General features: G+C 62.0%; 9 protein-coding genes. 2 read left to right on the top strand and 7 right to left on the bottom strand.

Annotation, left to right across the window (positions count from 1 at the left end):
* Positions 1–407: 407 nt before the first annotated feature.
* Complete coding sequence (locus E7813_RS09410) at positions 408–2,087, bottom strand: glutamine--tRNA ligase/YqeY domain fusion protein (RefSeq protein ID WP_291573111.1); 1,680 nt, start codon at positions 2,085–2,087, stop codon at positions 408–410.
* A 165-nt stretch (positions 2,088–2,252) separates the two neighbouring features.
* Here E7813_RS09410 and gltX point away from each other — a divergent pair, with 165 nt between their 5' ends.
* Together gltX and gltA are read left to right on the top strand one after the other, a co-directional pair.
* Positions 2,253–3,677 (top strand): glutamate--tRNA ligase, encoded by a 1,425-nt coding sequence (gltX, locus tag E7813_RS09405; protein WP_291573110.1) that lies wholly within the window; start codon positions 2,253–2,255, stop codon positions 3,675–3,677.
* A 160-nt stretch (positions 3,678–3,837) separates the two neighbouring features.
* Entirely contained in the window at positions 3,838–5,142 is a 1,305-nt protein-coding gene (gene gltA / locus E7813_RS09400) for a citrate synthase (RefSeq protein ID WP_291573108.1), read from the top strand.
* A 9-nt stretch (positions 5,143–5,151) separates the two neighbouring features.
* Here the strand turns inward: gltA and lpxB are convergent, their stop codons facing one another.
* From lpxB to bamA, 6 genes are all read right to left on the bottom strand, one after another.
* Positions 5,152–6,342 (bottom strand): lipid-A-disaccharide synthase, encoded by a 1,191-nt coding sequence (gene lpxB / locus E7813_RS09395; RefSeq protein ID WP_291573106.1) that lies wholly within the window; start codon positions 6,340–6,342, stop codon positions 5,152–5,154.
* A complete protein-coding gene (gene lpxI, locus E7813_RS09390) occupies positions 6,342–7,199 on the bottom strand; it encodes a UDP-2,3-diacylglucosamine diphosphatase LpxI (protein ID WP_291573104.1) in 858 nt (285 codons plus the stop codon). The genes lpxB and lpxI overlap by 1 nt, the downstream gene beginning before the upstream one ends.
* A 19-nt stretch (positions 7,200–7,218) precedes the next feature.
* Positions 7,219–8,022: an acyl-ACP--UDP-N-acetylglucosamine O-acyltransferase gene (lpxA, locus tag E7813_RS09385; RefSeq protein ID WP_291573102.1), complete on the bottom strand. Its 804-nt coding sequence runs from the start codon at positions 8,020–8,022 to the stop codon at positions 7,219–7,221.
* 10 nt (positions 8,023–8,032) lie between these two features.
* Positions 8,033–8,488, bottom strand: coding sequence for a 3-hydroxyacyl-ACP dehydratase FabZ (gene fabZ, locus E7813_RS09380; RefSeq protein ID WP_291573113.1), 456 nt, complete (start codon positions 8,486–8,488; stop codon positions 8,033–8,035).
* Positions 8,488–9,555: a UDP-3-O-(3-hydroxymyristoyl)glucosamine N-acyltransferase gene (lpxD, locus tag E7813_RS09375; protein WP_291573112.1), complete on the bottom strand. Its 1,068-nt coding sequence runs from the start codon at positions 9,553–9,555 to the stop codon at positions 8,488–8,490. Before lpxD ends, fabZ begins: the two co-directional genes overlap by 1 nt.
* Positions 9,556–9,657: 102 nt before the next feature.
* A partial coding sequence (gene bamA / locus E7813_RS09370; RefSeq protein WP_291573100.1) for an outer membrane protein assembly factor BamA occupies positions 9,658–11,709 on the bottom strand: 2,052 nt, incomplete at its 5' end.

The raw sequence follows: 11,709 nt of genomic DNA, 5'->3' as shown, positions 1-11,709 counted from the left end.
CCGGGATGATCCGGTGGACCTGTGGTGACTGTTACCGGCATGGCTTGTTTTTTCTGCCCTGCCGGGCTGCGGGTGCATCGTGCGCCCGGCATTCCCCACGCCCTCTGGGGCGGAAAATAAATGCATGACTCGGTCGCATCGCGACGCGGGAATGCGAAGGTGTGCTTCCAACTGTCATCGCCCGCGAAGGCGGGCGATCCAGCATTCCAGAGACGCCGATGATTGAACCGGGAAGCCGCGGCGTACTGGATGCCCCGCTTTCGCGGAGCATGACGGCTTCATTTAGAGCTGCACCGTGCACTCAATCAACGCGTCGTCCCTGCGAACACAGGAACGACACTGAGAAATGGCGCGCTCGCAATCACGTTCCCGGTGGTTTGAAATTGAAATCCGCGACCGCCCAACCCTCAGCCCTTGCCGACTTCCTTCGCAAACGTGTCGCGCAGGCCGATGGTGCGATTGAACACCGGACGATCCGCCGTCGAACTGGAATCGCGCACAAAATAACCCTGCCGCTCGAACTGCACGGGCTCCGGCGAGTTGCTCTCCGCGATCGCAGGCTCGATCCGGGCATCCCCCAGGATTTCCAGCGACTGCGGATTGAGGTCGGCAGCGAAGTTGGCGGCATCGGGCGCGGGTTTTGTGAACAGCGGATTGTAGATGCGGATTTCGGCAGGCCGCGACTGCGCCGCCGAAAGCCAGTGCATGGTCGCCTTGACCTTGCGGCCATCGGGCGCGTTGCCGCCGCGTGTCGCTGGATCGTAGGTGCAGCGAAGTTCGACCACCTCACCGGCCGCATTCTTGATCGCTTCGCGGCATTTGATGAAATAGGCGTAGCGCAGCCGCACTTCGCTACCCGGCGACAGACGAAAAAACTTCTTCGGCGGATTCTCCATGAAGTCGTCCTGCTCGATATACAGCTCGCGGCCGAACGCGATTTTGCGGGAGCCCGCCGCCGGATCGTCGGGATGATTGACGGCCTCAAGCTCTTCGCTCCGGCCCTCGGGGTAATTCTCGATCACGACCTTGAGCGGCCGCAGCACCGCCATGCGCCGCAACGCGCTCTTGTTGAGAAGCTCGCGGATGCAGAATTCCAGCATCCCGACATCGACGACGCTGTTGGCCTTGGCAACGCCGATGCGTTTGACGAACTCGCGGATCGCCGCCGGCGGCACCCCGCGCCGTTTCAGCCCGGCGATCGTCGGCATCCGCGGATCATCCCAGCCGGCGACATGGCCGCCGCGCACCAGTTCGGTCAGCACCCGCTTCGACAGCAGCGTGTAGGACAGGTTGAGCCGCGCGAACTCGTACTGTTGCGGCCTCGCGGGCACCGGCAATTTGGCGAGCAGCCAGTCGTAGAGCGGCCGGTGATCCTCGAATTCCAGCGTGCAGAGCGAGTGCGTGACGCCCTCGATGGCGTCGGACTGGCCGTGGGCGTAGTCATAGCTCGGATAGATCGACCATTTGTCGCCGGTCCTGGGGTGGGTCGCATGCAGGATGCGGTAGAGCACGGGGTCGCGCAGATTGATATTGCCCGAGGACATGTCGATTTTCGCGCGCAATACCCGCGCGCCGTTCGGAAACTCGCCGGCTTTCATGCGGCGAAACAGATCGAGATTCTCCTCCACCGGGCGCTCGCGGAACGGACTGTTGCGGCCGGGTTCGGTCAGGGTGCCACGCCTGATCCGGATTTCCTCCTGCGACTGATCGTCGACATAGGCGCCGCCGGCACGAATCAAGCCTTCCGCCCATTCATAGAGGCGATCGAAATAGTCCGACGCGTAAAACAGGTTGGCGCCCCAGTCGTAGCCCAGCCACTTCACGTCGGCCTGAATCGAATCGATATATTCCTGCTCTTCCCGGGTCGGATTGGTGTCGTCGAACCGCAGGTTACATTGCCCGGAGAATTCCTGCGCGATGCCGAAATTGAGCGCGATCGACTTGGCATGGCCGATGTGCAGGTAGCCGTTCGGCTCCGGCGGAAACCGCGTCACGATCCGACTGTGTTTTTTGCTGTCGAGATCGGCCTGGACGATGTCGCGGATAAAATCGCGCCCTGCCTCTGTGGCCGCCGGTTCTGCTGTCATTGCCAGTTCCTGTTCGGGATCAGCGGACCTTCTGCCAAATCCGCTCGCCGCAAGCAAAGCTTTAGTTATGCACGGTTCCTGCTATACACCACCGCGCCTTGCGCCTGCCCGCTTGGTGCAGGGCCGCTTCCGACAAGACCCGTTTCTTCAAGACCCGATTCCGCAATGACCGATTCCATCGTCACGCGCTTTGCTCCCTCGCCAACCGGATTTCTCCATATCGGAGGAGCCCGCACCGCGCTGTTCAACTGGCTTTACGCGCGCAAACACGGCGGCAGGATGTTGCTCCGGATCGAGGACACCGACCGTGAGCGGTCGACCGAGCCCGCGATCGCGGCGATCCTGGACGGGCTGAAATGGCTCGAACTCGATTGGGACGGCGACGTCGTCTACCAGTTCACCCAGGCTGCGCGACACCGTGAGGTTGCCGAAAGCTTGCTGGCCAGCGGCAAGGCCTATCGCTGCTACGCCACCCCGGCGGAACTCACGGCGATGCGCGAAAGGGCGCGGGCCGAGGGCCGCGCGCGGCTCTATGACGGGCTGTGGCGCGACCGCGATCCATCGGATGCCCCTCCCGGCATGAAGCCCACGATCAGGCTCAAGGCGCCGCAGGCCGGCGAAACCGTGATCGAGGATCAGGTCCAGGGCCGCGTGGTCTGGCAGAACGAGAACCTCGACGACCTCGTTCTGCTGCGCGGCGACGGCAACCCGACCTATATGCTGGCGGTGGTGGTCGACGATCACGACATGGGTGTCACCCACGTCATCCGCGGCGACGATCACCTGATCAACGCCGCGCGGCAGAAGCAGATCTACGACGCGCTGGCGTGGGATATTCCCAACATGTCCCACATCCCTCTGATCCATGGGCCCGACGGCTCGAAACTGTCAAAACGCCACGGGGCGCTGGGCGTGGATGCCTATCGCGCGATGGGCTATTTGCCGGCGGCGCTGCGCAATTACCTGGTCCGGCTCGGATGGAGCCATGGCGACCAGGAAATATTTTCGACCGACGAGATGATCGCCGATTTCGATCTGTCCGGCGTCGGACGCTCGGCCGCCCGCTTCGACTTCGCCAAGCTGGAAAACCTCAACGGCCACTATATCCGTCACGCCGACGATCAATCTCTCGTGACCATGCTCGAAGGCGTGCTGGACTATTTCCCCGAGGGTCCGGCGCTCAAGGCGAAGCTCAACGACACCACGCGCGCGCAATTGCTGCAGGCGATGCCCAACCTCAAGGAGCGCGCCAAGACGCTGATCGAACTGATCGACGGTGCCTATTTCATCTTCGCCGATCGGCCGCTTGAGATGGAGCCAAAGGCCGTGGCGTTGTTGACGCCGGAAAACCGCGAACTGATCCGCCGGCTTCGCCTCGCGCTTGAAGCGGTCACAACCTGGGATTCGAACACCACGGAAGCTGCGGTCCGCGCCTTTGCCGAAGCGAACAATCTCAAGCTCGGCTCGGTGGCCCAGCCGCTGCGGGTGGCGCTGACCGGACGCACCACCTCGCCGGGGATCTTCGACGTCCTGACGGTGCTGGGACGGCAGGAATGCCTCGCCCGCCTCGGCGATCAGGTCCCCGCATAAGCGGAATGGCAGGCCTGAACCGGCCATCTTGCAGTGCACACAGCAATACGATACCCATTTACATGGTGCTGTCTTGGAATACCCGGTCTCCCGCGCCATATCGGCTGGTATGGCGCATGCGGCGGCCGGCATTCGCAACGATCTCGTCGGGGACCTTACGATGGACGCAAAATCCCAAGCCAAAATTGCAACACTGACGGTCGGCAACAAGAACTACGACTTCCCGATCCTGAGCGGCACCGTTGGGCCTGATGTCATCGACATCGCCAAGCTCTACGCCCAATCCGGGATCTTCACCTACGACCCCGGCTTTACCTCCACCGCCAGTTGCCAGTCCAAGATCACCTATATCGACGGCGACGCCGGCATCCTGGAATACCGCGGCTACCCGATCGAACAACTGGCCGAGCACGGCGACTTCCTCGAAACCTGCTACCTCCTGCTCTATGGCGAACTGCCGACCAAGAGCCAAAAGGTCGATTTCGACCAGCGCGTGATCCATCACACCATGGTGCACGAGCAGATGGCCCGGTTCTTCCAGGGCTTCCGCCGCGACGCCCACCCCATGGCGGTCATGGTGGCATCGGTCGGCGCGCTGGCGGCGTTCTATCACGACTCCACCGACATCAACGATCCGACCCAGCGCATGATCGCCTCGATGCGCATGATCGCGAAGATTCCGACCCTGGCCGCGATGGCGTTCAAGTACACCATCGGCCAGCCCTTCGTTTATCCGAAGAACTCGCTGACCTTTGCCGAGAATTTCCTCAATATGTGCTTCGCGGTGCCTTGCGAGGAATACAAGATCAACCCGGTTCTGGCCGACGCGCTCGACAAGATCTTCATCCTGCACGCCGACCACGAGCAAAACGCCTCGACCTCGACGGTCCGGATCGCCGGCTCCTCCGGCGCCAATCCGTTTGCCTGCATCGCCGCCGGCATCGCCTGTCTTTGGGGACCGGCCCACGGCGGCGCCAACGAAGCTGCGCTGGCCATGCTCGCCGGGATCGGCTCGGTCGACAAGATCCCGGACTTCATCAAGAGGGTGAAGGACAAGAACAGCGAAGTCCGCCTGATGGGCTTCGGGCACCGCGTCTACAAGAACTACGATCCGCGCGCCAAGATCATGCAGAAGATGTGTCACGCGGTGCTGGCGGAGACCGGCCACGGCGACGATCCGATGCTGAAGGTGGCGCTGGAACTGGAAAAGATCGCGCTGCACGATGACTATTTCATCGAGCGCAAGCTTTATCCGAATGTGGACTTCTATTCGGGCATCACGCTGAAGGCGATGGGCTTCCCGACCGCGATGTTCACTGTGCTGTTTGCGGTCGCCCGCACCGTCGGCTGGATCAGCCAGTGGAGCGAAATGATCGAGGATCCGCAGCAGAAGATCGGTCGCCCGCGCCAGCTTTATACCGGCGTCACCCGACGCGACTACGTCGATATCGCCAAGCGCAAGTAAATCGGCGCGCTAGTTGGATCGCCGCGACTTGCGCAACGTCGCCAGCACGATATCGGCGGCCCTCACGCTCGGCGGCTGATCGCCGGTCGACATGATCCGGTCGATGTTCGCGAAGGCCTCGACCTGGCGCCGCCGCGATGCGGAGTCGACCATGATCTCGTGCAACGCGGGCGCCAGTTTCTGCGGTGTACAGTCCTGCTGCAGGAATTCCGGCACGACATTCTCGCCGATGACCAGGTTTGCCAGAATGACCGAGCTGGTGCGGACCACGCGCCGCGCGACCCAGGCCTCGATGGCGCTGCCCTTGTAGGCGGCAACCATCGGTACGCCCGCGAGCGCCAGTTCGAGCGTCGCTGTACCGGATTTGACGAAGGCCGCATGCGCAATACGGAACGCCGCCCGCTTTTCATTTTCGCGGAGGACGACGCGCGGCTGTACCGGCCAGCTTTTCACCCCTTCCGAAACCGCCTCCTGCAAATGCGGCATGGTCGGCAGGATCAATTCGAACGGCCCGCTCTCGGCCTGCAGCAGGCCCAGCGTTTCGCCGAATATCGCCATGTGGTGCCTGATCTCGCTGCGGCGGCTGCCCGGCAGCACCAGAAGAACCGGAGGCTGGCTGTCGCGACGCTGCTGTTCGTCGATACTGGGCCGGAGCATCCCGACCTGCTCGGTCAGGGGATGGCCGACATAGCTGCAAGGCGGTCCGCGAAGCCTGCGGTATGCTTCCGGCTCGAAGGGCAGCAAGGCCAGGACGTGATCGATATAGCCGCGCATCGACCGCGCCCGGCCCGATCGCCATGCCCAGACCGAGGGCGAGACATAATCGATAATCGGTATCGAGGGATCGCGAGCCCGAACGCGCCTGGCCACACGATGGGTAAAATCGGGACTGTCGATGATGACGAGAATGTCGGGCGACGTCTCGATCACCGCATCCGCGGTTTGCCGGATGCGCCGCAGGATCATCGGCAACTGCTTCACCACCGCCGTCAATCCCATGATCGACAGTTCTTCGATCGGAAACCGCGAGACCAGTCCCTCGCGCGCCATCGACTGGCCGCCGACGCCTTCAAACTGCACGGCTCCGCCAAGGCGCTGGCGCAACACCTTCATCAAGGGGGCGCCAAGCCGATCCCCCGATTCTTCGGTCGCGATCAGAAATATTTTCCGCGCGACCCGGGCGCTCGCTGGCACTGCCATTACACCGGCAAGCCGGTCACGAACAGGCCTGCGGCATCCGCCGCCTCGATCATGGCCTGGGGCTCGGCGACGAGGGTGTTGCCGGCGACGATGGCAATCCCGGCTAGCTGCGCCAAGGCCGCGCCTTCGACGGTTCGCGGGCCCATGGTCGGCAGGTCGAAACGCAGGTCCTGTCCGCTCTTGGGCGCTTTCACCAGCACGCCGCGCGAGACCGGCGCCCGGATGCGCCCCTCGGCACGCAACCGCGCCACCCGCGCCAGCAAGCCGTCGGTGCCTTCGATGTCTTCCACCCCGACCACGTGGCCGCCGATCACGACGGCCGCCTGGCCGATGTCGAAGGGGCTGAGCGCCCGCAACACGTCACGCCCTTTGGCGATGTCGGCGATGGCACTTTGGTCGGGCGACGCCCGGGTGAGGCATCCCTCGGGCATCAGCAGCTCCGGGGCGACGTCCTTCACTCCCACCATCCGGAAGCCGTACTGTTCGAAGATGCGGCCGATGCCGGACAGCAGGTGATCGTCGCCGCCCCGGAACGCCGCCAGCACGTGGCCAAGGACGCGAAGGGTACCCCAGTCCAGGCGAATCTCGGAAAGCGCCGGCCGCACCAGCGCGCCGATGAAAACCAGATCGCGGCAGTTTTCCGCCCGAGACAATCTTGCCACCCTACCGATCTGGCCGACCGAAATCCAGTGATGGCGAAAGCGTTTTACCGCAACCGGATCACAGGCTCCGCGCAGCGCGAAAACGACGGGCTCGACACCTCGTGCAATCAGGGAATCCGCTACCGCAAACGGCATGACCCCGCCTCCCGCGATCAAGCCGACCGGCGATGAAACCTCCAAAGCCGCTGTCATCATGGCCTCGGCGACTCCGTCCTCATTGCCGGTCGCGCGATTCGACCGGAAGGGATAGTTCGCGGTGCTCGCCTTCGCTAATGAACGTCAGGATCTCCCTGATGGCGGGATCTTCCGCCGCCAGCGGCTGCACTTCGCGCAGCCTTTCGGCAAAACTGCCCGGTCCGTGAAACAGCTTCTGATAAAACGACCGGATCCTGATCAACCGCTCCCGGGTGAACTTGCGGCGCTTCATGCCGACGATGTTGAGGCCTTCCAGACTGGCGTATCGGCCGCTGACGATTCCGAATGGAATCACGTCTTTGCGAACACCGCAGACACCGCCGATCATCGCCTGCGTTCCGATGCGGGCGAACTGATGCACGGCCGACAGTCCACCGATGAAAACGAAATCGCCGACCTTGCAGTGACCGCCAAGCGTCGCCGAGGTCGCGAAGATCACGTCGTTGCCGACCTGACAATCGTGACCGACGTGGCTGCAATTCATGTAATAGCCGCGATCCCCGACACGCGTAATGCCTCCACCGGCTACGGTCCCTGCGTTCATGGTCACCTGCTCCCGGATGGTGCAGCCCTGGCCAATCTCCAGTCTGGTAAGTTCGCCACGATAGCTCAGGGATTGCGGTGGCGTGCCCAGCGAGACAAACGGATAGATCGTGCAGCCGGCGCCGATGGCGGTCTGTGCGGTGACGTGCACATGCGCGATCAGCTTGCAGTCCGCGCCGATGACGACATGGGGGCCGATGATGCAATAGGGACCGATCGAGGTACCCTCGCCGATCACGGCACCATCTTCAATCCGCGCGGTGGGATCGATCGTACTCATCGTTCCCTCATCAGTCGGTCAGCATTGCGCCAACGTCGGCCTCGGCGACGGTCGCGCCGTTCACGATGGCATCGCCGTGAAACCACCACATCGCCTTGCGGCGGCTGATGCGGCGCATGTGATATTCGATGGTGTCGCCGGGCATCACCGGCTTGCGAAACTTGCACCTGTCGATGGTGAGAAAATAAACCGCGCGCGGCTTCTGGGTGCCTTCGATTGACGTGATGCCGATGACGCCGGCAGTCTGCGCCATGGCTTCGATCATCATCACCCCCGGATAGACCGGGCGCTCGGGAAAATGCCCGAGGAACGCCGGCTCGTTGAAGGTGACGTTCTTGATGCCGATGCCGCTGTAGTCGCTCCGGATATTGATCACCCGATCGATCAGCAGCATCGGATAGCGGTGTGGAAGCGTCTTGAGTATGGCGTTGATGTCCACAAGCTCAATTCTGACCGGTGCCTCCATCAATCGCGCCCCTCGTCCTTCCGGCCGGCCTTGCCGTCGCGCGCCAGGCGCTCCAGCGCAATGACCTCCCGGAACCACTGTTTGGCCGGCCTCGCGGGGATACCACCCCAGCGTCCGTTCGCCGGAATGTCATCCATGATCCCACTCATCGCCGTGACCTGAGCGCCGTCGCCGATATGGAGATGATTGTTGATCCCCACCTTGGCCCCCAGCGCCACATTGTCGCCAATCGTCAGGCTGCCCGCGAGCCCAATCTGCGCCGCCAGCAGAGAGTGCCTTCCAATCGTCACATTGTGGCCGATCTGGACCTGATTGTCGATTTTCGTGCCTTCGCCGATCACCGTATCGCGCAGGCTGCCACGGTCGATGGTGGTTCCGGCTCCGATCTCGACGTCGTTCTGGATCAGGACACGGCCGGTCTGCGGAACCTTTAAATGACCATCCGGTCCAAAGAAGACGAAGCCATACCCGTCCTGCCCGATGCTGCAGCCCGGATGGATCAGGACGTTGTTGCCGATAAGGGCAAACTGGATCGCGGACCGCGCACCGACATTGCAATCCCTGCCGATCCTGACGTTGACGCCGATCACCGCGCCCGCGCCGATCACCGTCCCGGCGCCGATCTCGACGTTTGGGCCGATCACGGCAAGCGGATCGACAACTACGCCGTCCTCCAGATGCGCCGTCGGATCGATGATGGCGGACGGTGCAATGCCGGTAACGCCGAACCAGGACTGCGGCCGCAGCGCGTCGCCATGCAGTTGGCGAGCAATTTTCACAAACGCCCGGAAGGGCTGGGTGGCGCGCAACACCGCGACATGAGCGGGCACTTTAGCCTCGAAACGCGCGTTGACCAGACACGCCCCGGCTTTGGTCGAAGCAAGCTGATCGGCGTATTTCAGGTTGTCGAAAAATGTCAGATGCATCGGGCCGGCCTCGTCGAGCGAAGCCAGTCCCCTGACCTGTTGTCCGCTCCGCGACGCATCGACCAAACGCGCATCGGTCAACGCGGCGATGTCGGCCAGCGTTGACGAAGGTGGTTGTTCGAAAAATCTCGGCTGCGCCATTCCACCCGTCGCGGTCCGGCCGGTGATCGAACTAGAGCCGCGGTTTTGATGGATCAAAACCGCGCTCCATTTTCTCGCTATGACGTGTCTTCGTCACGCGAATTAGAACGACGTCCCGCCGCCAAACTTGAATTCCTGCACGACGTCGTACTTACCTTTGGTAATCGGGATCGCGTAGTCGAAGCGCAGAGGCCCGAATGGAGACGCCCAGATCAGGCCGACGCCGACGGAGGTACGGATGACATTGCTGTCGTCGTATTGCATAGCGCAATTACAATAAACGCCATTGGACTTGTTCGGGATGCCGTTGATTTCGCCGGTCGCGGCCCATGACGTCGGTCCCCTATAGTCCCACAACGAACCGGCATCGGCATACACAGCGCCTTTCAAGCCGACCTCCTTGGGCAGGAACCAGAACGGCATCTGCAATTCGGCCGACGCACCCCAATATCTGGTGCCGCCCAGTGCGTCGCCAGCGTGGGTAAAATTCCAGAACGTCAGGTCGCGCGGACCGATCCCGTTCGGGGCAAAGCCGCGGACAAGATTGGGGCCCATCTGGAACTGATCCAGCATTCGAAGCGGAGTACTGCCGAACTGGTTAAGGATGCCAGCCTGAACGTGGACGATTCCGACGATATCGGAAATCAGCGACTGGTAGAATTTCCCATCGATCGCCGACTTGATGTAGTGCACGTCGCCGCCGACACCGGCGAAGTCCTGCTTGAAGTCGATAAGCAGACCGTCGGTGGGATTCTTGTTGTTATCGAGGGTATTGTAATCCAGCGAATAGCCGACCGCCGAGGTCCAGGTCGCGCCTTGCGCCAGTTCCTGCCGAACCGGCAGCGACGACTCGCCGTCGCCCAAGCACCACAGGGTCTTTCCTGACGGGTCCAAGGCGGGTCCAAGGCCGGCATTGAATAACGCGTTCGCATACGCCGGTGTCGGATTAAAGGTCGGTCCCAGAATATTGTTACAATTGTCGAGACTGGACGGCAGCGTTATTTCCTGCTGATAAAGCGAATACCGAAGCTGCAAGGACAGATCCTCGCGCAGGGTGAAGCCGAGCCGCGGACTGAAGCCCAGCGTCTTGGTGCCGTACGAAATATACGAGTTGGGAAGCTGCTGGCGATAAAACAGGTCGAGGCCCATGGCGACGCGGTAGTCGAGCAGATACGGGTCGACAAATGAAAGCGTGCCGCCGCGGGCGTACTGGCCATACGTCACCGACGCCTTGGCAAAAAGACCGCGGCCGAGGAAGTTACGTTCGGAAATGCTGACCTCGGCAAGCGCGCCGTCGGTGGTCGAATAACCGCCCGACACCGAGAAGTCGCCGGTGGATTTTTCTTCGAGATCGACCAGGAGAATCACGCGATCACTTGAGGATCCCGGCTCGGTGGTGATCTTCACCGTCTTGAAGTAATCGAGATTCTTAAGGCGGCGCTCGGCGCGGTCGACCAGCGCACGGTTGTACGCATCGCCCTCGGAAATATCGAATTCGCGGCGAATGACGTAATCCCGGGTGCGGGTATTGCCGCGTATGTTGATACGCTCGATATAGGTTCGCGGGCCTTCGTCGATGGTGAACGTGATGGAAACGGTATGCGCCTCGAAATTGCGGTCGCCGCGCGGGCGCACGATCGCAAAGGCGTAACCCCGCCGCGAGGCCTCGATCTGCATTTCCTCGACGGACTTCTCCAGCGCCTCGGCGTTATAGAGCGAACCGACATGGACCCGCGAGAAGCTGTTCAGTGAATTTCCATCGAGCGTATTGATGCTGGACTGGAAGTTGACCGACGCCACGCGATATTGCTGACCTTCCTCGATCTTGAAGGTCACCAGGAACCCCTTGCGCTCCGGATCGTATTCGGTCAGCGCGGCGACCACCTGTACGTCTGCAAAACCGTGCTTCAGGTAATAGCGGCGGATCAGATCCCGATCCGCTTCGATCCGGTCAGGGTCGTAGACGTCGGCGCCGCCCAGGAAACTCAGCAGGTTCGATTCGCGGGTCTTGATGACGTCCTTGAGACGGTAAGACGAATAAAAATTGTTGCCGATGAAATCGACCGATTTGATACCGGTTTTCGAGCCTTCGACGATGGTGAAAATGAGATCGACGCGGTTATTCGGCTGTTCAATGATTTCCGGGGTGACGCG

The organism is Bradyrhizobium sp., from assembly GCF_004799405.1.
Classification (GTDB): Bacteria; Pseudomonadota; Alphaproteobacteria; order Rhizobiales; family Xanthobacteraceae; genus Bradyrhizobium.
This window is presented reverse-complemented; position numbering and strand designations above follow the sequence as displayed.

What these genes read in the sequence shown, in the direction of transcription:
- E7813_RS09410 (WP_291573111.1), bottom strand. Translation starts at nt 2,087, where the DNA reads ATGACAGCAGAACCGGCGGCCACAGAGGCAGGGCGCGATTTTATCCGC.
- gltX (WP_291573110.1), top strand. Translation starts at nt 2,253, where the DNA reads ATGACCGATTCCATCGTCACGCGCTTTGCTCCCTCGCCAACCGGATTT.
- gltA (WP_291573108.1), top strand. Translation starts at nt 3,838, where the DNA reads ATGGACGCAAAATCCCAAGCCAAAATTGCAACACTGACGGTCGGCAAC.
- lpxB (WP_291573106.1), bottom strand. Translation starts at nt 6,342, where the DNA reads ATGGCAGTGCCAGCGAGCGCCCGGGTCGCGCGGAAAATATTTCTGATC.
- lpxI (WP_291573104.1), bottom strand. Translation starts at nt 7,199, where the DNA reads ATGATGACAGCGGCTTTGGAGGTTTCATCGCCGGTCGGCTTGATCGCG.
- lpxA (WP_291573102.1), bottom strand. Translation starts at nt 8,022, where the DNA reads ATGAGTACGATCGATCCCACCGCGCGGATTGAAGATGGTGCCGTGATC.
- fabZ (WP_291573113.1), bottom strand. Translation starts at nt 8,488, where the DNA reads ATGGAGGCACCGGTCAGAATTGAGCTTGTGGACATCAACGCCATACTC.
- lpxD (WP_291573112.1), bottom strand. Translation starts at nt 9,555, where the DNA reads ATGGCGCAGCCGAGATTTTTCGAACAACCACCTTCGTCAACGCTGGCC.